General features: G+C 29.6%; 22 protein-coding genes. 12 read left to right on the top strand and 10 right to left on the bottom strand.

Translation table 11 applies throughout. The features are described from left to right. Both L8W55_RS04655 and L8W55_RS04650 read right to left on the bottom strand, forming a co-directional pair. Positions 1-1,932: an ABC transporter permease gene (locus L8W55_RS04655; RefSeq protein ID WP_263677564.1), complete on the bottom strand. Its 1,932-nt coding sequence runs from the start codon at positions 1,930-1,932 to the stop codon at positions 1-3. After that, positions 1,929-3,062, bottom strand: coding sequence for an efflux RND transporter periplasmic adaptor subunit (locus tag L8W55_RS04650; RefSeq protein WP_263677562.1), 1,134 nt, complete (start codon positions 3,060-3,062; stop codon positions 1,929-1,931). The genes L8W55_RS04655 and L8W55_RS04650 overlap by 4 nt, the downstream gene beginning before the upstream one ends. A 127-nt stretch (positions 3,063-3,189) precedes the next feature. On the opposite strand from L8W55_RS04650, the gene L8W55_RS04645 reads away from it, so the two are divergent. After that, positions 3,190-3,798, top strand: coding sequence for an NAD(P)H-dependent oxidoreductase (locus L8W55_RS04645; protein WP_263677560.1), 609 nt, complete (start codon positions 3,190-3,192; stop codon positions 3,796-3,798). Positions 3,799-3,867: 69 nt separating this feature from the next. Then, the gene (locus tag L8W55_RS04640) at positions 3,868-7,380 is read left to right on the top strand and encodes an acyl-[ACP]--phospholipid O-acyltransferase (RefSeq protein WP_412175270.1); all 3,513 of its coding nucleotides are present in this window, start codon (positions 3,868-3,870) and stop codon (positions 7,378-7,380) included. Positions 7,381-7,409: 29 nt separating this feature from the next. Here L8W55_RS04640 and L8W55_RS04635 read toward each other — a convergent pair whose 3' ends face one another. Then, positions 7,410-9,419 (bottom strand): CocE/NonD family hydrolase, encoded by a 2,010-nt coding sequence (locus tag L8W55_RS04635; RefSeq protein ID WP_263677556.1) that lies wholly within the window; start codon positions 9,417-9,419, stop codon positions 7,410-7,412. Further along, a complete protein-coding gene (locus L8W55_RS04630) occupies positions 9,416-10,666 on the bottom strand; it encodes an MFS transporter (RefSeq protein WP_263677555.1) in 1,251 nt (416 codons plus the stop codon). The genes L8W55_RS04635 and L8W55_RS04630 overlap by 4 nt, the downstream gene beginning before the upstream one ends. 252 nt (positions 10,667-10,918) lie before the next feature. Between L8W55_RS04630 and L8W55_RS04625 the strand changes: the two genes are divergently transcribed. From L8W55_RS04625 to mnmH, 7 genes are read left to right on the top strand one after another with little or no spacing between them, the layout of a single operon-like run. Beyond that, positions 10,919-11,863 carry an NAD(P)-binding domain-containing protein gene (locus tag L8W55_RS04625; RefSeq protein ID WP_263677554.1) on the top strand — a complete coding sequence of 315 codons (945 nt, stop codon included), beginning with the start codon at positions 10,919-10,921 and terminating at the stop codon, positions 11,861-11,863. Continuing rightward, positions 11,857-12,549, top strand: coding sequence for a tRNA1(Val) (adenine(37)-N6)-methyltransferase (locus L8W55_RS04620; RefSeq protein ID WP_263677553.1), 693 nt, complete (start codon positions 11,857-11,859; stop codon positions 12,547-12,549). Before L8W55_RS04625 ends, L8W55_RS04620 begins: the two co-directional genes overlap by 7 nt. Next, complete coding sequence (locus L8W55_RS04615; RefSeq protein ID WP_039626360.1) at positions 12,539-12,910, top strand: YkgJ family cysteine cluster protein; 372 nt, start codon at positions 12,539-12,541, stop codon at positions 12,908-12,910. Before L8W55_RS04620 ends, L8W55_RS04615 begins: the two co-directional genes overlap by 11 nt. Further along, positions 12,886-14,121: a tetratricopeptide repeat protein gene (locus tag L8W55_RS04610; protein ID WP_263677551.1), complete on the top strand. Its 1,236-nt coding sequence runs from the start codon at positions 12,886-12,888 to the stop codon at positions 14,119-14,121. Before L8W55_RS04615 ends, L8W55_RS04610 begins: the two co-directional genes overlap by 25 nt. Then, on the top strand, positions 14,106-14,708 hold the full coding sequence (locus L8W55_RS04605; RefSeq protein ID WP_263677550.1) for an indole-3-glycerol-phosphate synthase TrpC: 603 nt from the start codon (positions 14,106-14,108) through the stop codon (positions 14,706-14,708). Before L8W55_RS04610 ends, L8W55_RS04605 begins: the two co-directional genes overlap by 16 nt. Then, entirely contained in the window at positions 14,708-15,196 is a 489-nt protein-coding gene (locus tag L8W55_RS04600; protein ID WP_263677548.1) for an HIT family protein, read from the top strand. Before L8W55_RS04605 ends, L8W55_RS04600 begins: the two co-directional genes overlap by 1 nt. Next, positions 15,189-16,172 carry a tRNA 2-selenouridine(34) synthase MnmH gene (mnmH, locus tag L8W55_RS04595; RefSeq protein WP_263677547.1) on the top strand — a complete coding sequence of 328 codons (984 nt, stop codon included), beginning with the start codon at positions 15,189-15,191 and terminating at the stop codon, positions 16,170-16,172. The genes L8W55_RS04600 and mnmH overlap by 8 nt, the downstream gene beginning before the upstream one ends. Here the strand turns inward: mnmH and L8W55_RS04590 are convergent. Genes L8W55_RS04590 through L8W55_RS04580 form a run of 3 tightly spaced genes read right to left on the bottom strand, consistent with a single transcriptional unit; the run spans position 16,167 to position 19,598 of the window. Beyond that, the gene (locus tag L8W55_RS04590) at positions 16,167-17,687 is read right to left on the bottom strand and encodes an inorganic phosphate transporter (RefSeq protein ID WP_257938453.1); all 1,521 of its coding nucleotides are present in this window, start codon (positions 17,685-17,687) and stop codon (positions 16,167-16,169) included. The two genes, mnmH and L8W55_RS04590, sit on opposite strands and share 6 nt — an antisense overlap. A gap of 46 nt (positions 17,688-17,733) precedes the next feature. Continuing rightward, positions 17,734-18,834: a 4-hydroxythreonine-4-phosphate dehydrogenase gene (pdxA, locus tag L8W55_RS04585; RefSeq protein ID WP_263677546.1), complete on the bottom strand. Its 1,101-nt coding sequence runs from the start codon at positions 18,832-18,834 to the stop codon at positions 17,734-17,736. Further along, on the bottom strand, positions 18,831-19,598 hold the full coding sequence (locus tag L8W55_RS04580; RefSeq protein ID WP_263677545.1) for a pyridoxine 5'-phosphate synthase: 768 nt from the start codon (positions 19,596-19,598) through the stop codon (positions 18,831-18,833). The genes pdxA and L8W55_RS04580 overlap by 4 nt, the downstream gene beginning before the upstream one ends. Before the next feature lie 55 nt (positions 19,599-19,653). On the opposite strand from L8W55_RS04580, the gene L8W55_RS04575 reads away from it, so the two are divergent. The 3 genes from L8W55_RS04575 to L8W55_RS04565 are packed head-to-tail and all read left to right on the top strand — an operon-like array spanning position 19,654 to position 21,717. Beyond that, the gene (locus tag L8W55_RS04575) at positions 19,654-20,613 is read left to right on the top strand and encodes a Ppx/GppA family phosphatase (protein ID WP_263677544.1); all 960 of its coding nucleotides are present in this window, start codon (positions 19,654-19,656) and stop codon (positions 20,611-20,613) included. Positions 20,614-20,623: 10 nt separating this feature from the next. Then, on the top strand, positions 20,624-21,067 hold the full coding sequence (locus L8W55_RS04570; RefSeq protein WP_263677542.1) for a GatB/YqeY domain-containing protein: 444 nt from the start codon (positions 20,624-20,626) through the stop codon (positions 21,065-21,067). Then, positions 21,064-21,717 carry a DNA/RNA non-specific endonuclease gene (locus tag L8W55_RS04565; protein ID WP_263677541.1) on the top strand — a complete coding sequence of 218 codons (654 nt, stop codon included), beginning with the start codon at positions 21,064-21,066 and terminating at the stop codon, positions 21,715-21,717. Before L8W55_RS04570 ends, L8W55_RS04565 begins: the two co-directional genes overlap by 4 nt. A 31-nt stretch (positions 21,718-21,748) precedes the next feature. Here L8W55_RS04565 and dnaK read toward each other — a convergent pair whose 3' ends face one another. The 3 genes from dnaK to L8W55_RS04550 are packed head-to-tail and all read right to left on the bottom strand — an operon-like array spanning position 21,749 to position 24,922. Beyond that, positions 21,749-23,611 carry a molecular chaperone DnaK gene (gene dnaK / locus L8W55_RS04560; protein ID WP_263677540.1) on the bottom strand — a complete coding sequence of 621 codons (1,863 nt, stop codon included), beginning with the start codon at positions 23,609-23,611 and terminating at the stop codon, positions 21,749-21,751. Positions 23,612-23,633: 22 nt separating this feature from the next. Then, on the bottom strand, positions 23,634-24,143 hold the full coding sequence (gene grpE, locus L8W55_RS04555; protein ID WP_263677538.1) for a nucleotide exchange factor GrpE: 510 nt from the start codon (positions 24,141-24,143) through the stop codon (positions 23,634-23,636). Then, positions 24,140-24,922 (bottom strand): HrcA family transcriptional regulator, encoded by a 783-nt coding sequence (locus tag L8W55_RS04550; RefSeq protein WP_263677536.1) that lies wholly within the window; start codon positions 24,920-24,922, stop codon positions 24,140-24,142. The genes grpE and L8W55_RS04550 overlap by 4 nt, the downstream gene beginning before the upstream one ends. Positions 24,923-25,065 lie beyond the last annotated feature (143 nt).

Here is a 25,065-nt window from a genome sequence, read left to right as displayed (position 1 = left end):
TCATTCCTTTGATAAAGCACTAATAGGATTTAAATTTGCTGCTTTTTTTGCTGGGAAAAATCCAAAAACCACTCCGATTAAAACCGAACTTAAAAGCCCTAAAAATACTGAATTTAACGAAAGTATCATCGTAAAACCAAAATTTAAAGAATTAAATACCTCAATGATGATAAAAGAAAGCATTACTCCAAAAATAGCTCCTAAAGAACAAATCAATACAGCTTCGATTAAAAACTGCATTAAAATATCTTCTTTTCTAGCTCCAATAGCCATTCTAACTCCAATTTCCCTTGTACGCTCACTTACTGAAACAAGCATGATATTCATCACACCAATACCACCTACTATCAAAGATACCACTGCAATAGAGGAAATAAGTAAAGTTAAAGTAGCAGTATTTTCTTCAATAGCATTTTTAATTGCGTCAGAATTTATAGTGAAAAAATCTTTTTTTCCGCGTTTAATCTCTAAAATTTTTACCATAGCCTCTTCAGCTAAAGCAGGATTTACCTCATCTTTTACCTTAGTTACTATAGCTCTTATTTGCTTATCCCCTGTGATTTTATTCATCAAAGTAGAATAAGGAGTGTAAATTTTAATAGTATTTTCATCAGCTCTAAAGCCTTTATTGTCTCTTTCTTTTTTTAAAACACCAACTATAGTTAAAGGTTGCTTGTTAAAAATCACGCTTTTGCCTAAAACATCTTTAGCGCTGATATTATCAAATAAAATTCTCAAAGCATTTTCATCTATAATGCAAATATTAGTATTATCTTTTATATCTTCATTATTAATAAATCTACCATCTACCATCACAAAACCTCTAAGTCTTAGATGATTTGGCCCTACTCCATAAATTCTAGCTTGCAAAGAATTATTCTTATAAGTTACCACCCCTATTTTGCCTACATCTGCTTCTACTGCTTCTAAATAAGGCAAAGAACTTAAGGTTTTTAAATCACTTAAATTTAGCCTTGTTCTACCTGATCGAATATCCCCCAAACCACGCCCTGAAACAACTTCTATGGTATTAGTCCCAATAGAGCTAATAGAAGCAAGTATGTTTTGTTGGGCTCCAAGTCCTAAAGCAACCACGCAAACTACTGAAGCTATGCCTATGATAATACCAAGCATGGTAAGCAAAGAACGTAGCTTGTGTGCTACAATGGAAGCTATGGACATTTTTAAACTTTCAAAAAGCTGATTTTTAAGCAAATTAAAGCTTTTTTTCTCTTTTGGCATTAACTTAGCTTTTATTTCGTCTGCTTTTTTTGCACCATTATCGCTTATAATCTTACCATCTTTAATTTCTATAACTCTTTTTGCTCTAGCAGCTATTTCCCTATCATGAGTGACTAAAACTACAGTGTGTCCTTGCTCATTTAGTTTATTTAAAATTTCTAAAACTATCTTACCGCTTTTAGAATCAAGCGCACCCGTTGGCTCATCTGCTAAAATAAGCTCACCACCATTCATCAATGCTCTTGCTATGGAAACTCTTTGCTGTTGCCCACCACTTAGCTCATTTGGCTTTGATAATTCTTTATGATCAAGCTCTAAAAAAGAAAGTAATTCTTTAGCCTTTTGTGATCTTTCATGTTTGTTTTTACCTGCATAAACAGCAGGTAAAGCGACATTATCTTTAGCATTTAAAAGACTAAGTAAATTATATCTTTGAAAAATAAAACCTATTTTTTCGCGTCTAATCCTTGCTTTTTCATCTTTGCTTAAATTAGTTACTTCATATGCATCTAAAAAATATTTTCCACTACTTGGTTCATCAAGTGTTCCTATAATATTTAAAAGAGAGGTTTTTCCACTACCTGATTGCCCTATAATGGCTACAAATTCTCCCTTTTGAATATAAAGATTAATATTTTCTAAAATAGTTGTATTATTAATCTTTTTTTGTATATTTTCTAAGCGTATCATTTTTTATTTTTACCTATGATAACTAAATCACCCTCATTAATACCATCTAAAATTTGAGTATTTAAACTATCTTTAATACCTAATTTAACAGGTGTTTTTACACTTATATTATTTGCTTTTAAAATTTCTACATAATAACCTTTTGCATCACTTTTTATAGCCAAAGTTGGTATAACTAAGGTATTATTTTCTGTTTTAATAGCAATTTCATTTTCTGTACTCATACCTATGCGTAAAAAATTATTATCATTTTTTACAAAAACCCTTGCATAATAATACACAGCACTAGCGCTAGTACTTGAGTTTGAGTTTAAATTTGTATTACTTGTTGCATCACTTATGGTAGTATTTGCTGGATCTATACTTGAAATAATTGCTTCGTATTTTTTATCAGGCTCATTTAAAATGCTAAATTTAACCTTTTTTCCAACACTGATTTTATTAATATCAGCTTCAGCTATTTGCATACGAATTTCCATTTCACTTAAATCAGCCAAGCGCACTATACTTGGTGTATTTTGGTTTGCATTTACAGTTTGACCTTCTTCAACTGCTACATTAATAATCTCACCCTTACTAGGTGCGGTTATAGTAGTATAAGCTAAATCTTTTTGAGCATTTTTTAAAGAAATTTCAAGTTGAGTAGTTTGAGCTTTTAAATCGGCCACATTTGCCCTTAGAGCATAAAAAGTATTTTTAAGATTTTCAAGATTTTCTAAGGAAGTAGCCTTTTTAGTATAAAGTTTTTGCTCTCTTTGGTATTGTTTAGTAGCTATATCAAGAGCAATTTTTTTACTTTCTAAATTTGCCTTTGCACTTTCAAGCTGAGCTTTGGTAATATCTAAATCATTTTGTTGCTTATCTTTATCAATTTGTGCGATTAAATCACCCTCATTAACATGATCACCTAATTTTACATAAAGTTTAGTAATTTGCCCACTAACTTGAGCACCAACATCAACTTGTGTTTTTGCATAAACTTCGCCTATTGCTTCTATGCTTTGAGTGATGTCTTGTTTTTTAACTTCATAAGTTAGATAATTATATTCTTCCTTATTTGCAAAAAAGAAAAAATACACCCCTATAATGAGTATAATCAAAAATATGCTTAAATAAATTATTTTTTTCATTTTAATCCTTTAAAAATCATATAATAAAACATTTGTATGAAGTAAAAATAAAATTGTAACAATAAAATATAATTTTAACAATTTTAAAGATTATAAGATATAAGATAAATCAAAAAAAGGAAAAATAATGCAAGATTATTTAAATTTAATGCAAAATCGCTCTTCTATTAGAGCTTACACCCAAGAAAAAATTTCTAAAGAGAATTTAGAATATATCTTAGAATGTGCTAGATTATCTCCTAGCTCCTTAGGACTTGAACCTTGGAAATTCTTAGTTTTTCAAAAAGATGAACATAAAAAAGAAATTGCTAAAATAGCTAATAATCAAAGCCATGTAGCAAATTGCGCTGCTATTATAGTTGTAATCTCAAGGGCTGATTTTAAAGATTATTTTGAAGAAAAACTAAAAAAGAGAGGTTTAAGCCAAGAAGAATTAAACAAACGATTGCAAACTTATAAGCCATTTTTAGATGCAATGGATTTAGAACAAAGTTTTATTTATGCCAAAGAACAAAGTTATCTTGCTATTGCAAATATTATCAATGCTGCTTATAGTTTAAATTTGGGCTCATGTATTATCGGTGGTTTTGATAAAGATAAAATCAATCAATATTTAAATTTAGACACTACTAAACAAAGAGTATCTATGCTCATTACTTTAGGACATACCCAAGAAAATACTAGCGTAGAAAAAGCTCGTTTTGCATTTGATGAAGTGGTAGAATTTAAAGATTAATCAAATATCAAAACTCCATTTAAATTTTATATAATAAAATAATATTTTTAAAATAAAATGGAGTTTTTAATGCAAGGAAATTTTTTAAAGATTTTTGGCGTATTGCCATTTTTAGCAGTAGCTTTTATTAACGCTTTTGTGGATTTAGGACACAAAATCATTATACAAAACACTATCTATAAATTTTATGAAGATAGCACTCAGCTTTTTCTAACTGCTATTATCAATGCCTTAATGCTTTTACCTTTCATCCTTATGCTTTCACCATCTGGATTTTTAGCAGATAAATTTCCTAAAAATAAAATCATGAAAATATCTGCATTATTTTCAGTAATATTAACTTGTATTATTTGTTTGTGTTATTATCTTGGAGCATTTTGGCTTGCATTTGTAATGACTTTTATCATGGGAGTGCAATCTGCCTTATACTCTCCTGCAAAATATGGCTTTATAAAAGAATTAGTAGGAAAAGAGCTTTTAGCTATGGGAAATGGAGCTGTCAATGCAGTAAGTATTGTGGCTATTTTAGCGGGTATGGCGGTATTTTCTCTAAGCTTTGAAATGCTTTTTGAGCCAAATTTTAACACTCCTTCAGATATTTTAACGCAAATTGCACCTTTGGGTTTTGTATTAATAGCTTTTGCTTTATTAGAACTTTTTTTAGCTTATAAGCTTCCTAGCTTAAAAGAAGAAGATAAAAATTTAAGCTTTGATAAAAAACAATATTTCCAAGGAAAGCTTTTAGCCTCTAATTTAAAAACAATATTTTCTCATAAAATCATTTGGCTTTGTATTGTAGGAATTTCACTTTTTTGGGCCATATCACAACTTTATTTAGTGAGTTTTCCTGTATATGCAAAAAACGATCTTTTCATAGAAAATACCTTTTATGTACAATGCTCTTTAGCTTTTTCTGGTATAGGAGTGATTATAGGATCGCTTATTAGTGGTAAGTTTTCTAAAAATTACATCGAATTAGGTCTTATACCACTAGGTGCTTTAGGGGTTTTTCTAATGAGCATTTTAATGCCATTTTTAGAAAACCTACTAAACTATAGTGTGGTGTTTTTTATTTTTGGTTTAAGCGGAGCATTTTTTATCATACCTTTAAACTCTCTAATACAATTTCATGCAAAAGAAAATGAACTAGGAAAAGTCTTAGCAGGAAATAATTTTATACAAAATATTTTTATGTTAGGCTTTTTGGCACTAGCTACTTTTGCTGCATATGCTAAAATTGAAGTGATAAATTTGTTTTATTTTATCATCGCTGTGGCATTTTTTGGAAGCGTTTATGTGCTAAGTAAACTGCCTTTTTCTTTAGTGCGTTTATTAATGAGTATAGCGTTTTTTCAACGCTACCGTTTATTAGTAGAAGGTTTTGAAAATATTCCTGAAAAAGGTGGAGCATTATTGCTTGGCAATCATATATCTTTTATAGATTGGGCTATTGTACAAATGGCTATACCAAGAAAAATTTATTTTGTTATGGAAAAAAGCATTTATTCTAAGTGGTATATTAGAATTTTTCTTGATAAATTTGGAGTTATTCCTGTTTCAAGTGCTTCTAGTAAATCAAGCTTAGAGCTTATTGCTATGCATATTAAAAACGGAAATTTAGTTTGCCTTTTCCCAGAAGGAGTGCTTTCACGCCATGGACAGCTTAATGAATTTAAAGGCGGATTTGAGTTAGTTTGCTCAAAATTAGAAGAACAAGATGGAGTGATTTTGCCTTTTTATATTAGAGGACTTTGGGGAAGTGCTTTTTCAAGAAGTGATGAAGAATTTTCAGCAAGAAACCGCAAAATAAGCAAAAGAAAAATCGCTATTGCTTTTGGAAAAAGCTTACCAATACACACTAAAAAAGAAGTGGTTAAAGCAAAAGTTTTTGAACTTTCTTTTATTGCTTGGAAATCTCAATGTGAAAGTATGCATACTATAGCTAGAGCTTGGATAGATAGTGCTAAAAGAAATTTAAGTCAAATAGCTATTGTTGATCCTTTAATAGGTGGCATTACCTATAGAAAAATGCTTGCTTTAAGTTTAGTTTTTAGCTCTTTCATAAAAAATAAATCGCATGAGTTAAATATACAACCTACCCAAGGAAGCTATGCTCCAAAAGAAGAATGCGTGGGAATTTTACTCCCTGCTTCTATGGCTAGCTCTCTTTGTAATCTAGCTGTATTACTTGCCAATAAAATCGTGGTAAATTTAAACTTCACAGCAGGTGTAAATGCGATTAATCAAGCCATTCAAAGTTCTCAAATTCAACAAATTTATACTTCTAGAAAATTTATGGAAAAATTAGAAAATAAAGGTATAAAACTAGAATTTGAAGAGCATGTTAGAATTATTTTTATGGAAGATGTTATCACAAGCTTTAAAAGACAAAAACTCAAAATCTTTTCTATGCTTGCTTTAGTAAGCATTTTACCTACTTGTTTAATAAAAGCATTATTTGCGCCTAATAAACAAAACCTTGCCATAGCTGCTATATTATTTAGTAGTGGTAGCGAGGGAACACCAAAAGGAGTAATGCTAAATAATCGTAATATTTTAAGCAATATAGCTCAAATTTCAGATGTATTATGTGCAAAAAATGAAGATGTTGTCTTATCTTCTTTACCACCTTTTCATGCTTTTGGATTAACTGTAACTACTTTTATGCCTTTATTAGAAGGGATTAAAAGCATAACACATGCTGATCCAACAGATGCACTAGGTGTAGCAAAAGCTATAGTAAAAAATAATGTTAGTATTATGTGTGCTACTTCAACTTTTCTAGGTATTTATGCAAGAAATAAAAAACTTGATGCGATTATGTTTGAAAGCTTAAGGATTATCGTTTCAGGTGCTGAAAAACTCAAAAGCGAAGTAAGAACTGCCTTTGAAATGAAATTTAAAAAACCTATTTTTGAAGGCTATGGGGCTACTGAAACCACTCCGGTTGCAAGTGTGAATTTACCAAATAAATTTGATCCTGATTATTGGATTTTACATCGTGCAAATAAAGAAGGTAGTGTAGGTATGCCTTTACCAGGAAGTGCTATACGCATAGTAGATCCATCTACTTATGAAAGTTTAAATCATGGAGAAGATGGATTAATACTCATTGGTGGTCATCAGGTTATGGTGGGTTATTTAAACAATAAAGAAAAAACCGATGAAGTTATCAAAGAAATCGATGGTATACGCTGGTATAATACCGGCGATAAAGGCCATGTAGATGAGGATGGCTTTTTATATATAGTAGATCGTTATTCTCGTTTTGCAAAAATTGGTGGTGAGATGATATCTTTAGGAGCTTTAGAAGAAGAAATTGCTAAATTTATCAATACAGATGTAGTAAAATTTTGCGCAGTTGCACTAGATGATGATAAAAAAGGTGAAATGGTATGCTTATTAGTAGAATGTCAAGATCAAGACTTTGAAGGAATTTGTGAAGCGATTAAAAACTCTACTATGCCTGCTATTTTTAAACCAAGTAAATATTTTAAAGTAGAACAAATTCCACTTTTAGGTTCTGGTAAAGTGGATTTAAAAGGCGCTAAAGATTTAGCTAAAATATTACAAGAAAATTAATTCCCAAAGTAATTTTACTTTGGGAAATTTTACAAACTATTTCTTTTAGTTTTATAATCATATTTTTTATCAAAAACAAGCTTATCATTTTCTTTAACTGCTATTTTTCCTTTAATATAAAAATACTCCAAATCACTAGTTTGTGTTAAGATTATATCTGCCTCCATCATACAACCCTCGCGTCCTATTTGCATTGTTTGAGTAATGGTATATTGCGCGCTTAATGGGTTTTCATTTTGAAGTTTTAATTCTCTTTTTAAATTATGCTTTACTAAAACATCAACCTCATCAAATCTATAAACACCTTCTCCAAAAACCCCGCCAATACCATCTGTAATACAAGTCCAAGTATCATTTAAAATATCATAAGAAATGCTTCTATCTACCCTACCTTCTTCTAAAAGTGTTATTGGAGTTAAAGGAGCGCTTTGTGCTTGCATATTGATTTTATCGCTATCTTGACCACTAAAACATGGCAAATTAAATTCACACTCATTTAAATCTAAAGTCAAGGTTGAAATTTTTGGCATAGGCCAAAACATAGGCCAAAAAGAATTTGCTAATGATAATCTTATCTTAGAACCCTTGGCAAATCTATATCCACAAGCATCAAGTTTGATTTGCTTTTGGATAAATTCATCTTTTTTTAAAGGTATAAATTGCTCTTTATTATCACTTAATGCAAGATTGATTACTCCATAACTTACTCTTTTTACAAAACCATCAGCTCTAACTTCACTAAGCTGAGCAAAAAACATAGCTTTTTCTTGATCGCTTGCAATTTTTACATTTAACATAGGAAAGCCTAAGACATCTAAATCTTGTTCTAAAAAATCACTTTCAAAAACAACTGCCATCCCATCATCCAACCTTTGATCACTAGGACTTTCTCCTAAAACACCAGCTCCCATCCATTCTCCGGATAAAAGCCCATGATTTAACGGAGTGTTGATTTTGATAAATTCACTTGATTTTTTACATGTTAGTTTATACGGATTTAAATAGTATTTTTTATAGCTAATATCATTTTTAAAATCATTTAAAGCAACAAAACGACCTTCTACTTTCCCTGTTTTTGAATTTGGCTTAGAACTATTTTCAATATATGCTTGTATCATAGGAGCTTCAAGCACATTATTTTCTTCATTTTTAAGCCATTTGTCCCACCATTTAAGTGCTTCTTGTAAAAAGCCTATTGCAGGTAAAGGAGAGCCATCATGAGGATAAACATGAGCCCAAGGACCAACGATAGCTTTTTTTGGAACTTTTAAACCATTCATTAGAGTAAAAACAGGATTAGTATAAGAATCAGTCCACCCATCTAATGCAAAAACAGGAACTTGTATATCATCATAATTTTCTCCAACAGATCCATGCTTCCAATAGTCATCTTTTAAAGTATGCTCAAGCCACAATGTAGGCCATAAAGGCATATTCTCAAGCCTATTGAGCCATTTATTTCTACCATTTGGATCAATTTTTGGATCAACAAAGCGTGATTGATATGCAAGCATGATATTACCCCACCAAAAATTATCATTAAGCAAACATCCACCTTTATAATGAATATCTTCATTAAACCTATCATCAGTAAAACCCACCACTATAATAGCTTTTAAATTTTTGGGTCTTCTTGCTGCAACTTGTAAAGAATTAAATCCACCCCAAGATTTACCCATCATACCAATATTCCCATCACACCATTCTTGCTTTACTATCCATTCAATAACTTCCAATGCATCATCTTGCTCTTGTTTTAAATATTCATCTTCTAATAAACCATCAGATTCCCCACTTCCTCTAATATCAACTCTAACAACCGCATAGCCATTACCGCTAAAATATCCATGCATAGGCTCATCTCTACCTCTTGTTCCATCATTTTTTCTATAAGGAATGTATTCTAATATAGCAGGAACTTTTTCTTTTACTTGAGGAAGCCAAATTCGTGATGAAAGCTTAGTGCCATCTTTTAAAACTATCCATTCATTTTCTATTACTCTAACCTTGTTTTTAAAATCAAAAATAATTTCTTTCATTTTATCTCCTTTTTATTGTATTTTTTAATCCAAATCAAACAAAACATTACACCCAAAATAGCCATAGCTATCATAATAGTAAAATATATATGAAAACCTTTTACACCTGGGTATCTATCTAATAAATCTCCAGCAAGTAATGGTGCAAAAACTTCAGGCAAATACCCAAAAGTAGATACAATACCTATAGCCATACCCGCTAAATGTATAGGAATTTTTCCCTCACTAAGTAAAGAATAATAAATTCCAAAATTAGAATACATAGCTATATAAATTATGACACAAGCAGAAGTTAAAACACTCATTTGTAAAAATCCATTTAATTTTGAACTAAGCATTAAAAAAATAACACCAATTCCCATTAAAATAAAGCCTATCATCATTATTTTAGCCTTTCCATATCCATCTGCTATAAATCCACCCACTACAGAAGAAACCGGACGAATATATTGAGCCAATACCGTTAAAATAGCTGCAAAAACAGCAGAAGTTCCTATAACATTGCTTGCATAAGGAGTAAAATAATAAAAACTCATGTTAAAAAAATAGGTACAAAAAGTAATAGCAACCACAAGCCAAAGAGCAGAATTTTTCAAAAGAAAAACCAAGTCTTTGATTTTAATCTTCTCACTTTGCTCATTAATATCATCTTTCAAAAGAAAAAACAATAAAATAGCACTTGCAATAGGAGCTATAGAATAAAACACAATAACCATTTCTATACCTTGTGCAGCTAAAGCTTTTGTTTGAAAATATCCAAAAATACTCGTAGCTATAGCCAAATGTGCAGCACCAACAACTCCTCTACCGCCTTCAAAAATTCCATAAGCCCTTGCTTGTTCTTTAGAATTTGCTAAGCTCCTTACTATTTTCATCAAAGAAGGCCAAAAAGTTAATAATGAGGTAATCCCCCAAATTCCATAAATAATCAAAAGTGCATTTAAAGAAGTAAAATATAAATGCAACAAACCACCAAGTCCTGTAGCAATTAAAGAAAAAATCAATAATTTTTTTGGCGCAAAACGATCTGCTAAATATCCTCCTAAGGCATAAGAAAACAAACCAAGTAAGCCATAAGCACTACCCAAAAGGCCCATTTCAAAATTATTTAAATGATAAAGACTCATATAATCATCATAATAATATTTTCTAAAATAAGGCAAACCATAAATAATAGATCCGCAAAAGGATAATAACAATAATGTTAAAAAATTATTTTTTAAACTTTGTCCTGTATTTTGTCCCATCAAAAACTCCTTTTGCATACTATATATAATTTTTATGTTTTTTTTGCTTTTATACAAGTGATTTTATGCAAGAAATATTATAATAATATATTTTTTACACATTTTAATCTACTTTATTATAAAATTTTATTAATTTAATAATTTATAAGCATAAAAAATTTATTTACAAAATAAAAATAATTTCTGTTTTTTATTTTTTATTATTGTTTTTTTGATACATTTACATAAACTAAAAATTAAAAAAGGGAAATAATGAAAATTTTTGATATGGTAGTTATTGGTGCTGGCCCTGCAGGTATTGCAGCGGGAGTAGAAGCTAAAATAAAAAATAAAGAAGTTATTGTTTTAGAAAAAGCTGATGCGATTTGTCAAACCTTAATAAAATTTTACAAAGAAGGCAAAAGAGTAGACAAAGCTTATAAAGGTTGTGATAGCACAAATCACGGGCATATAAATTTTGAAGATGGAACTAGAGAAAGCACAATAGAAACTTTCCAAAATGCTATCAAAGAGCATAATCTTGAAGTAAAGCTTTCTAGTGAAGTTGAAAGTGTTAAAAAAGATGGAGAAAATTTCATCGTTAGCACTGCAAATGAAAATTATATTTGTAAAAATGCAGTTATTGCCATAGGTAGAATGGGTAAACCGAATAAACCAAGCTATACTTTACCTATAACTTTAACAAAAATCATCAATTTTAATGCAAATTCAGCAAGCCAAGGTGAAAAAATCTTAGTTGTAGGTGGTGGAAATTCAGCAGCAGAATACGCTATAGATTTAGCTAAAAATAATGATGTGACGCTTTGCTACAGAAGAGAAACTTTCTCAAGATTAAACGATATTAATCTAGAAGATATTCAAAAAGCTTTTGAACAAGGTAGTGTAAAAGCAAAACTTGGCATAGATATAACTAGCATTGAAGATGAAAGCGGTAAAGCTAAAGTAAATTTTACTAATGACACAAATGAAATTTATGATCGTATCATTTATGCTATTGGTGGTTCAACTCCACTTGATTTCTTACAAAAATGCTCTATAGAAGTTGATGAAAAAGGTGTGCCAAGCTTTGATGAAAACAAAGAAAGTAATGTAAAAGGATTATTTGTAGCAGGTGATATAGCGAGTAAAAACGGAGCTTCTATTGTAGTGGGTTTAAATGATTCATTTAAAATCTGCGATCATCTTTATAAATGCTAAAACTCTTTCAATATTCAAAAGGCTATCGTTATAATAATGATAGTCTTTTACTTTTTGACTTTTTATCTAAAAATAACTTAAAAGGAAATATCCTTGATATAGGATGTGGATGTGGAATTTTAGGACTTTTGATAAAGCAAAAATTTCCAAATTCAAAAGTTTATCTACTAGATATTCAAGAGCAAAATATCAAACTAAGTTATAAAAATGCTAAAGAAAATAAACTTGAAATTCAAAGCATTTGTGAAGATTTTTTAAACTATAAAAGTGATATAAAATTTGATTTTTTAATCTCTAATCCTCCATTTTATAAAAAAAATACACAAAAAAGCCAAGATTTACATTTATGTATATCAAGATATCAAGAATTTATGCCACTTGAGAAGATGCTTACTAAAATAAATACTTTAATCAAGCCAAATGGTAGTTTTTTTATGTGTTATGAGGCAAGTTTTTTAGATGAAATTTGCGCTTATTTAAAACAATTTAAATTAAAACTAGTTTCACTTCAATGTGTTCATACTAATACACAAACTAACGCAAGACTTGTTTTAATGCATATTAAAAAAAATAGCAAAAGTCCTTGCGCGATAATGCCTACACTTTTTATGTATGAAAATGATGTTTTAAATCCAAAAATTAGTGAAATTTATGAAAATACAGGAACTATAAGCTATGATGTGTGAAAAAGGTTTTGATTATTCTTTTGATGAAAGTGCTTGTGAAAAATGCGGCGGGAAGTGTTGCACTGGAGAAAGTGGGTATATCTATGCTAGCAAAGAAGAACTAGAAGCTATTGCTAGTTTTTTAAATTTAAGCTTTGAAGCCTTTAAAGAGCAATACCTCATCAAAGTTGGGTTTAAATATAGCTTTAAAGAAGCAAAGTATGAAAATGGCTATCGTTGTATTTTTTTTGATACAATGTATAAAAAATGTTTAATTTACAAGCATAGACCAAAACAATGTAGAACTTTTCCATTTTGGGAGTATTTTAAAACACACAAAGAGGAGTTAAAAAAAGAATGTATAGGGGTTTGCTTTCACTAATTATAGTTTTTATCCTAACAAGCCTTGCTTTAGCCAAAGGTGAAGATAAAATCCTAAAAGCACTTATTTATGAAGAGCATGGGCAATTTCAAAAAGCATGTGATATTTATACAAATTTATTTCATGAAAACAATGAAAGTATTTATTTGCAAAAGGCTTTACTTTTAGCTTTAAGTGCTAATTTAAAACAAAAAAATGAGCTTTTAAAAGCTTCTAAAGACTTTTTAGAACACACAGCTATTGCAAGATTAAATGCTTTATATTTTTTTAAAATAGGAGATTATAAACAAGCTGAAGCTATACTTTATAAACTCATTAAAGAAGAACAAGATTATAGAAATTATGAAATATTAGGCGATATTTTTGCTAAAAAAGCTTTATATACTAAAGCTTTAGAGCAATACAATCTTGCTTATAAGCTTTTTGAACATGAAAATTTATTGCTTAAAATAGTTGAAATTAATATCAAAAATAAAAATATCAACCAAGCTAAAAAGGCCTTAGAAGAATTTGTAAAAAGTTCACAATGCACCCTTAAAACATGCACCCTACTTTTAAAAATTTATCAAGAACAAAAAGATCATAAAGCAAGTATTCAAACCCTTGAAAAGCTATATAAACTCAAAAATGACATTAAATACATCTACGCTATGATAGAATTACTAGTGCAAGAAAAAAATTATACTCAGGCTCTAAATTTAACCCAAAAATATAACATAGATCCTGATACCAAAATTTTCTTATACACACAAACAAAAGATTATAAAAAAGCTTATGAAATAGCTTTAAAACATTATGAACTTAGTAAAGATAAAAAATATCTTTCTATGGCAGGTGTTTTAGAATTTGAAATTCATATGGATCCAAAAAGTAAAAAAGTCATGGATCCAAAAATTCTAGCCTCTATCATGAAAAAATTTGAACAAAGTGTAGATGTGCGCAGTGATGCTTTATATCAAAACTACTATGGCTATGCTTTAATTGAATATGATATTGATATAGCCAAAGGTATGGAGCTAGTAGGCTGGGCGCTTGAACAAGAACCACAAAATCTTTACTATCTTGATTCTTTAGCTTGGGGGTATTATAAACTTAAAGATTGCAAAAAGGCTTATGAAATTTTGCAAAAAACACTGCATGATAAAGAATTTTCAAGCTCAGATGAAAGCAAAGAGCATTTAAAGGCCATCAAAAAATGTTTAAAACAATAGATTTAAAAAATCATTTTTCAAAAACACAAAAAATTCTTGAAAGTAAAAAAGAAATTTTTCCTTATGATATGTTAGGTAGAAGTCTAGCTTCTAATGCCTTTTATCCTAAAGATATTTATACACTTTTACTTGAAGGAAACCTTTCACATTTTTTATATTCTAAAGATTTAAATTTTAATCATGAAAATTTCGATGCCATCATCTTACCAACAAGTCCTTTGCTTAATCAAAACATACAAAATTTAAGTCTTTTTAGACGCTATCATGAAAAACCTATTGTGCAATTTGATTTTATTTTTGATGAATATCAAATTTTAGAAAGCTTAGTATATGGAGCTGATACGTTTATTGTATTTCCTAAAATGCTAAAAACTATGCAACTAAAAAAACTTTATAATTTTGCAATACATCTTGGTTTGGAAGCCATTTTTTACCTTGAAAGCAAAAATGACCTTAATAATGCTATTTTAGCTGGAGCTAGAATTTTTTTACTAGAAGATGAAAAGCTATTACCTTTGATACCAAAAAATAAAGCTCTTATAAGTAAAAATATTAAAAATCTACATGCTTGCATAAAGGAGAATTGATGGAGTATTTATACGCACCTTGGAGGGATGTTTATTTTAACAATAAAGATAAAAATTTTTGCCCTTTTTGTCATTGCAAGTATGAACTTAATGAAGATGAAAAACTTGGGGTAATTTTTAGAGCTAAAGAATGCTTTGGCATTATGAATAAATACCCTTATAGTCCGGGTCATTTTATGATTATCCCTTATGAGCATTTAGAAAATATAGAAGATTTAAGTGATGATACATGGCTAGAAATTAGCCATTTTGTGCGTATTGGAGTTAAAATTTTAAAAGAAAACTTTCACGCTAAGGGTGTTAATATAGGTATGAATTTAGGCAGTGCAGCAGGAGCTGGCATAGCACCACATTGTCATTATCATTTAATCCCAAGATGGCAAGGGGATACAAATTTTATCACTACCATAGGACAAACTAGAGTTTGCGGGAGCGATTTGGAAAAAGTTTATATTACCTTATGTAAAGCTTTTAAAGACTATGTATAAAGAAGTTGATTTTGAAAATTTTTTAAAATTTAATTTTGATCTTTTAATTGACACAAGAAGCCCTAAAGAATACAAACTTGCTCATATAAAATCTGCACAAAATTACTACGCACTCAATGATAATGAATTTGAAGAAATAGGCACACTTTATAAGAAAAACAAAGGCTTAGCTAAAGCAAAAGGCGCAAGTTATATTTGTAAAAATATGAGCGAGCATATTAATAAAATTTATCAAAATTATAAAATAGGCTCTTTGGTGGGAATTTATTGCGCAAGAGGTGGTAAAAGATCAAAAGCTATTGCTTTAATTTTAGCTGAACTTGGCTATAGGGTTGTAAGATTAGAAGGTGGATATAAAGCTTATAGAAGTTATGTGAGTGAGTTTTTTAGAAAAGATTTAAATATTGAGTTTTTATGTCTTTGTGGTAATACAGCAAGTGGCAAAAGTGATTTAATCCAAACTTTAGATAATGCTTTAAATTTAGAAAAACTAGCCAACCATCAAGGATCAAGTTTTGGTAAAATTTATGGAGAACAACCAAGCCAAAAAGCTTTTGAAGATGAATTGTTTTATTTTTTAAAAGATTATACTTATAAAACTTGTTTTATAGAAGCTGAAAGCAGACAAATTGGAAATTTAACTATCCCGCTAAATTTATACAATAGCATGCAAAAAGCTAAGAAAATTTGGTGTGAATGTGACACGAATTTACGCATTCAAAGAGTTTTAAAAAACTATACTCCAATGGATAAAAAAGTATTTTATCAATGTGTTGAAAAAATATCACCTTATATCAGCAAGGATTTTAAATTAAGACTTTGTCAAAATTATGAAGAAAACAATTTAGAACTTTGTGTAAAAATGCTTTTTGAATATTATGATAAAGTATATAAAAAACCTTCAAAAATTGATTATTTTATCAATAGTTCTAATTTAGATGAAGCTAAAAAACATCTTATGAGTTTAAACTCATAAGATTGTGTTTACAAAGATAATAAAAATAATACTTGAAAGAATTCCAGCAACTGGTAAAGTAATCACCCATGCTAAACCAATAGGTTTCATCATAGCCCATTTAGCATCTTTATTAAATACCCCTATACCTAAAATAGCACCGATTAAAATATGGGTTGAGCTAACTGGAATTCCAAGTTGGGTAGCTAAAAGTATAACAATACTTGCGCCAAGTTCAGCACTAAAGCCTGTTGTTGGTTTAATTTCAGCAAGTTTTGAACCCACAGTTTGAATAACTTCTTTACCCAAAAACCAAAGTCCAATAACTAAAGCTATACCAAACATAAGCATTACAGCAAAAGGAACTGGTGAGCTAGGATTAATGGTGTTGTTTTTAAGTACATCTAAAATAGCAGCAAATGGTCCAAGAGCATTAGCTATATCATTAGCTCCATGTGAAAAAGCAAAACTTGAAGCAGTAAAAATTTGAAACCATGAAAAAATCTTTTCTATAGTCTTATTAACCTGAGTTTTTTTCATCAACCTCACAACTGCTAAAGTAACAATATAAGCAAAAATAGAAATGATCGAAACTATCCATAAATTTTGCATTACATCTAAAGTAGAAACATTATTTAAACCCTTAAATAAAAACATAGAAGCAATAGTCAATGCACCTACACCTGCTATTAAAGGAACATGAAATTTCATTCTTGAGAAAACATCTATGTTTTTTTCTTTTTCTTTTAACTCTTTGATTTTTAACTTATATTCACTTCTTTTTTCATCATCATCTAAAACAATAGCACTAAGTTCTTTGATTTGCTCTTCTTGGCTTTTGTTTTTTAAATTTTTAAAATATTCTTCTTTAAATGCTTTTTTTTCTTTTTTAATTTCTTTTACCACAAGAGTTATTTCTTCTGATGGCTTTAGGATTTTTTTATAAATATAAGCATAAATTAAATACGCCACAAGCCCACCAAGCAAAGGCGAAATAATCCAACTCATAGCTATTTTATAAATACCATTCCAATTTACCATAGATAATGCTTGATCTTGATCAAAAAATACAAAGCCCATAGCAATACTTGAACCTACAATACCTCCTATAATACTATGAGTGGTAGAAACTGGAAGTCCTTTTTTGGTCGCCACAAAAAGCCAAATTCCTGAACTTAATAAAGCTGAGAGCATTACGCATACAAATACCATAGGATTAATTCCATCAGGTAAAACTACTATACCACTTCTTATAGTATTTGTTACTTCCCCGCCTGCAAACACAGCCCCGCTTAATTCAAATACCGCTGCAATAATCAAAGCTTGTTTTATAGTAACTGTTTTAGCACCCACACTAGTACCAAATGAATTTGCTACATCATTACCACCAACATTAAAGGCCATAAAAATACCAAATACACTAGCAAGGATAAATAATATCATGGAATTATTAGGAATATAATTATACCCCCAAACAAAAAAGCATAAAACACTCACAATAAAAATAAAAAATGCAATAGCATTATCTTTACTCAAGCATTCTCCTTAAGAATTTATTTTAATGAATTAATTTTAGTAACTTTTACTTAGTTTTTTCTTTGATCTTTAAAAATTGCAAAGCAGATTTCACTGCTTGCATATAACTTTGTAAATTAATTTTTTCATTTTTATAAGCCCTATCATAAGCTGTACCATGATCAACGCTAGTGCGAATTATAGGTAAATTTAAACTTACATTGATACTTTTTTCAAAATACAAAGCCTTTAAAGGAGCTAAGCCTACATCATGGTACATACTCACTAAATACTTGCATTTACTTAGTGCAAAAGGGGTAAAAGCGCTATCAGCCACCAAAGGCTCACTTAAATAAGTATTTTCCTTACAAGAAAGTTCTTTTTCTTTTTGACTTAAAAAATCTTCATTTTCTAAATTTTGCAAATTCAACGCGTAATCTTTTAAAAATACATTTGCCATTCTTATAGCTTTTTTTATTTCCCTCTCTTCTTCTCCACCTATTACACCATTATCACTTGCATGAGGGTTAAAACTTAAAACACCAATTTTCTCAAATAAAGTGCATTGATAAAAATTAATTAAAAATTGCGCAAGTTTAAAAGCCTTAATCTCTTTATAAACATCTCTTAAAGCCATATGCTCAGTATATAAAGCCACAAAAAGCTCATCACACCCTAACATCATAATAGCATCTTGTTTGAAAAAATCTCTTAGTGCCTCAGTATGACCTTTATAACTCACTCCCCCCATTTGCCAAGTCTTTTTATTAATCGGTAAAGTTGCCAAAGCATCTAAAAACAAATGCGTGCAATAACTAGCTCCTTCAAAACTTAAAAAAGAATAAACCCCACTTTTAGCGTCTAAATTCGCAGGATTTAACTCAAAATCAAAATCAATAATTTTACTAGCTTGATATGAAAACTCATAAATTAAAAAATTTTCTTTTTCTTCTTTAAAAGCAAAATGTGGTTTTAAAGCATTAGAAATTTCTACTAAATTGATTTTAGATTTAGGATTTATTTTCAAAAGCTTACTTGCTTTTTGAAATAATTCATAATGTACAAAATAATATGGCTCACAAATTTTTACTAGTTCATCATGACAAGATAATAAAATTTGCATACCTATACCATTTAAATCTCCTATGCTAATAGCAATTTTTTTCATCTTTTAATCAAAGCTTTCATTTGCAATATAGCTTTTTCTAAGCCCACAAAAACCGATCTTGCTACTATACTTTGGCCTATATTTAACTCTTCTATTTCTAAAATATCTACGATATTTTTTACATTTTTATAATTAAGCCCATGACCAGCTGCTACTCTTAAATTTAAACTCTTAGCCAAACTTGCACTTTGTCTTAATCTTTGGAGTTCATTTTCTAAAAGCTTTTTGAGTTCATTTTTACTTAAAATTAATTCAGGCAATGCATAAGAAGTTTGATTGATATTGGTATATAGTGCATTATGAATATTAGCATACAAGCCTGTATGAAGCTCTATAAAATCAGCATTTAAAGAAGATGATTTTTTGATATCTTCTAAATTTGGATCAATAAATAAAGAAACTTCGATTTGCTCTTGTTTTAAAGCATTAATGGTTTCTTGTAATTTTTCATTATCTAAATTTAAACCGCCTTCTGTTGTGAGTTCTTGTCTTTTTTCAGGTACTAAAGTAACGCGCGAGGGTTTGTATTTTAAAGCATATTCTATCATATTAATAGAACATTCTAAATTCACTACACATTTGCAATATTTTAAGATACTTTCTAAATCAAACTCATTAGCATGGCGACGATCTTCTCTTACATGGATAGTGATTTGATCAGCTAAATTTGCACTCAAAAACGCAGCTTCAAGTAAATCAGGATCATTTACTTTTCTAGCTTCTCTTAAAACTGCTATATGATCGATATTAACCCCTAAAAGCATAAGTTTTCCTTATAAGTTTTTTGCTATTATACTTTAAATTTTTTAAGGAGAGCTAGTGCTAGGTATTGATATGGGTTCAAATACATTAAGAGCTGTTTTAATGGATGAGAATTTTAATAAATTAAAAAGCGAAGAATTTATCATAGGCGCAGCTAAAAATATGCAAAATGACACCATTAGCGATGAAGCCATAGAAAGAATTTTTAGCGCTTTAAAAATCTTAAAAGAAAAAAATTATGATTTAAGTCAAGCCAAAGCAGTCGCCACAGCTGCTTTTAGAAAAGCAAAAAATACTGAGTTTATTTTTGAAAAAATTCAAAAAGAATTTAAACTTGATATAAAATTAATCGATGCAAAAACCGAAGCAAAACTAAGTATTTTAGGTATGCAAGAGCGTCTTAAAGCTCTTAAGCTTTTTAGAAAAGACCTAAACTATTGTGATTTAGGCGGTGCTTCTTGTGAAATTTCAAATGATAAGTTTAGTAAAAGTTATGATTTTGGAATCATTAGTTTTTATGAAAGAATGCATTTTAAAGCCATAAAATCAAGTGCTTATGTAAGATTTTTAAAAAAATATCCTCAAAATCTTGCACGTATTAAAGATGAAAAATTAAAAATTCATCTAAGCCCCTATCCTACACATCTAAAACAACTTGTCTTAAAAGCTTTTAATCTTAGTAAAGATATAAAATTAAAAGGAAATTTTTTCATATTAAATTCAGGAGTACCTACCACACTTTGTGCTTATAAACAAAACATAAAATACAAAGATTACCTAGAAGAAAATGTAAATGGCAAAATACTCAAACGCAAAGATTTTTTTGATTTTGCTTTAAAAATTTGGAATTTAGAACAAGAAAAAGCTAAAATTTATCTTGGGGAAAATAGAAAAAAATACCTCATAGCAGGCTCAATGATACTTTTTGCTTTATTTAATAAGCAAAAGCTCATTGTAATTGATGATGGTGTTAGAGAAGGTGTGTGTATAGCACATTTTAAAAATATCAAATTTTAAAGGAGAAAAAATGGGTTTAAAAGATCAAATTTTAGAAGATATTAAAGAAGCTATGCGTAATAAAGATGATTTTAAAAGAAACACTTTAAGAACGCTTAATGCTAGCTTTAAACAAATAGAAGTTGATGAGAGAATTACGCTTAGTGATGAAAGAATATATAAAATCATTGCAAGCGAGATTAAAAAACGAAATGAAGCAGCTTTGGCTTTTTCTAAAGGCTCTAGAGAAGATTTAGCACAAAAAGAACTCCAAGAAGTAGCTATTTTAAGTGCTTATTTACCAAAACAACTTAGCGATGAGGAATTAGAAAATGAGCTAAAAAAACTTATAGATAAATTACAAATTAGCTCTTTAAAAGAACAAGGTATTTTGATGAAAGAAGCTAAAGCAGCTTTTGGCGCAAGCGTTGATGGTAAAAGACTTAATGAAATGGTAAGAAAGCTTTTAGCATGAAAAAAGTTTTAACACTTTGCGCCTTAGCTTTAAGCTCTTTTGCTTATACTCAATATGAATTGCATCCTAGTTTTAAGTCATATTTTAAAGAATGCTCTTTATTGATGGATAAATATTATTATATTAATTGTTATGATTATAATTATAAAGGCACTAAAGCTATTGCTTATAAACTAGAAGCTAAAATTTTAAATCAAGGACACATCAAAAAACGCCCAAGATTTCAAGAAGATACAAATATACCTAAAAAATACAGAACTTATTGGGAGGATTATCTAAGAAGTGGTTATACAAGAGGGCATGTCGTGCCAAATCAATCCATGAATGCGACCCCACAAGCCCAACTTAGCACTTTTTTAATGAGCAATATCACCCCGCAAAAAAAAGATATTAATGCAGAAATTTGGAATGAAATCGAACAAAGAGAAAGATATTTAGCAAAGAAAAATAAAGAATTAGAAGTCTTAAATTTAGTACTTTATGATGATAAGCCAAAACGCATTAAAAACAACATAGCCATTCCTAGTTTTTATGTCAAAATTCTTAAGGCTAAAAATTTCAGCGAATGTTATAAAGTGCCAAATAATGATAATTTTGCAAGATTTGATAGAAATTATTTTAAGGAAGATTGTAAAAAATATATTGATTAAACTAGAAGCCTTGTTGCTTCTAGTTTAGTTTTTACTCAACTTCAGCATCGATTACATCATCGTCTTTTTTCTTTTGAGCGTTTGGTTCTTCTTTTTTATACATATTTTCTGCTAATTTATGAGAAACTTCACTTAAAGCTTTCATTTTGCCTTCGATTTCTTCTTTAGAAGCATTAGCATTTTTCAATATCTCTTTTAACTCATCTAAAGCTTTTTGAATATTTGCTTTATCATCATCGCCTACTTTATCTCCAAGCTCACTTAAAGATTTTTCTACTTGATGTACTAAACTATCAGCAGCATTTCTAGCTTCTACTGCTTCTTTGCGTTTTCTATCTTCTTCTTTGTGTAGCTCTGCATCTTTTACCATGTTATTGATCTCTTCTTCACTTAGTCCACTTGAACCTGTGATTTTAATCTCTTGAGCTTTACCTGTAGCTTTATCTTTTGCACTAACTGTTAAAATACCATTTGCATCAATATCAAAAGTTACTTCAATTTGTGGCATACCGCGAGGCGCTGGTGGAATTCCTTCAAGATTGAAATTTCCTAAAGATTTATTATCACGGCTAAATTCTCTCTCACCTTGTAAAACATTGATAGTAACTGCGCTTTGATTATCTTCAGCAGTTGAGAAAACCTGTTCTTTTTTAGTTGGTATAGTTGTACCTTTTTCAATGATTTTAGTCATCACACCACCTAAAGTTTCAATACCCAAAGAAAGTGGAGTAACATCAAGCAATAATACATCTTTAACATCACCTTTAATAACCGCACCTTGAATTGCCGCACCTATTGCAACAACTTCATCAGGATTTACTGATTTATTAAGCTCTTTTCCAAAAGCTTTTTTAACTTCTTCTTGTACCAGTGGAACACGGGTAGAACCACCCACCATAACGATTTCTTTTACTTCGCTTTTATCAAGCCCTGCATCTTTTACTACTTCGTTAATCTTACTAATAGTTTCAGCAACTAAGCCATCAATCATACTTTCAAATTTAGCTCTTGTTAGAGTTTTAGTTAAGTGTTTTGGACCACTTGCATCAGCTGTGATAAATGGTAAATTAATATTAGTTTCATTAGCTGAACTTAATTCTTTTTTAGCATTTTCAGCTGCTTCTTTTAATCTTTGTAAAGCCATTACATCGTTTTTAAGATCAATACCTGTTTCATCTTTAAACTCATTTGCTAAAAAGTCGATTAACTTATTATCAAAATCATCGCCACCTAAAAATGCATTACCACCGGTTGCTAAAACTTCTACAACATTATCACCTGTTTCAAGCACAGTAACATCAAATGTACCACCACCTAAATCATAAACTACAATTTTTTCACTTTCTTTTTTATCAAGTCCATACGCCAAAGCTGCTGCAGTTGGTTCATTGATAATTCTTAATACATTTAATCCTGCAATTTGTCCTGCTTCTTTTGTAGCTTTTCTTTGTGCATCATTAAAATACGCTGGAACAGTAATAACCGCATCTTCTACTTTCTCGCCCAAGAAAGCTTCTGCATCTTCTTTTAATTTCATTAAAACTTTTGCTGAAATTTCTTGTGGAGTATAAATTTTACCTGCTATTTCAATCGCACAAGCCCCATTTCTTTCTGTGATATGATAAGGTAAGCGATTTTTAGCTTCTTTTGCTGCTTCTTCATTGATCATTAAACCCATAATTCTTTTTATAGAATAAATAGTTTTTTCAGGATTAGTAACCGCTTGACGCTTAGCGCTATCTCCAACTAAAACTTCACCTTTATCTGTAAAAGCAACTACTGAAGGAGTAGTGTTTTTACCTTCTTTGTTTGGGATAACTTTACTCTCACCTCTTTCATACACGCTCACACAAGAATTTGTTGTACCTAAATCTATACCTATAACTTTTGCCATTTTTTATCCTTTTTATTAAATTTTATTTTGCAACACTAACTTTTGCTGATCTAATCACTCTATCATTCATCATATAGCCCTTTTGTAAAAGCTGGACAATATGATTGCTTTCATAATCAGCACTTTCAACATGAAACATCGCTTCATGTAAATTTGGATCAAACTCACCATCTGCTTCTATTACTTTAACCATATGTTTTTCAAGTTTTTTCAAAAGCAAGTCTAAAGTGTTTTGAACCCCTTCTTTGATTTTCAAACTTATTTCATCATTAGCTTCTACATTAATAGCCGCCTCTAATGCATCAACTACATCAAGCAAATCTTTTGCAAAACTTTCATTTGCATAAATTGTTGCTGAAATTTTTTCTTTTTCCATTCTTTTTTTGATATTTTCAAATTCAGCATTTGCTCTTAAATAAGTATCTTTTAACTCATTATACTCTGCTTGAAGTTTTTCTAATTCATTGTTTTGACTTTCTGAATTTTCCACTGCTTCTTCTTGCATTTGCTCATTTTGCTTTTCTTCGCTCACGCAGCCTCCTTTATAATATTTAACATTGTTTTAAAATCAGAATACACACTACCGGCAAAAACCACATTAGATTCTTTACCTAAAAATGTACTCTTAAGCTTTAACCCCATAAAACCCTCTTCAAACAAAGGATCAAATTGCAATTTATCATTAAAATAAAATCCAATTTGAGGAGATAAAAGCTTAGCAAATTCATCATTTTGATAAATTTGATAAGCCTTACTCTCATTATATCTATAATAAACCATAGCTTCTTTTAGCACGACAATTTTTTCCAATAACTCTTTAAACTCAACTCTAAAAGCTAAATTTTCAATACTTTTTAGATCAAGCCCTATAAGTCTTTGCAAGAAAATCAAACTATCTTGGCTAAATCTTAAAACCAACTCATTTTGTCCAAAATCAAGTATGATAAATTTATCATTAACCTTAGTAATATCTTGCAAAATAAGCTCATCACCACCATAAACTAAGGTATAAATTTCAAACTTATCAAGCAAAAACTCTAGCAAAGCAAGATCATTAATTACAATCTCATTTTCGCAAAGTTGCTCATACCAATAAGCCTTCATAGCACTAAAAGTTGGTATGCGACCACTGCTAATATGAAGTTGTGTTAATACACCCTCATCGCTTAATTTTTTAAAATAAACTCTTATAGTAGAAGCAGGTATGCTAACTTTATGATTTAACTCATTAGAACCCACAGGATTATTACCCTCTAGATAGGTCTCAATGATGGTTTTTAAAATTAAATCTTTTTTACTATAAGACTTCACTACAAAACCTTAGTTTTTTATTTTAGCACTCAATGTTTTTAAGTGACAAAATAATTATACAACTTTAGTATAATAATGTCAAGTTATTTTTAAATAAAAATATTTAAAATTATTTAGTCTATATAACTAAAGTTTATTTAGCC

Source organism: Campylobacter sp. FU_520 (assembly GCF_025772385.1).
GTDB classification, from domain to species: domain Bacteria; phylum Campylobacterota; class Campylobacteria; order Campylobacterales; family Campylobacteraceae; genus Campylobacter_D; species Campylobacter_D lari_C.
The sequence above is the reverse complement of the archived record's forward strand: the minus strand, read 5'-3'. Positions and strand labels throughout refer to the sequence as shown.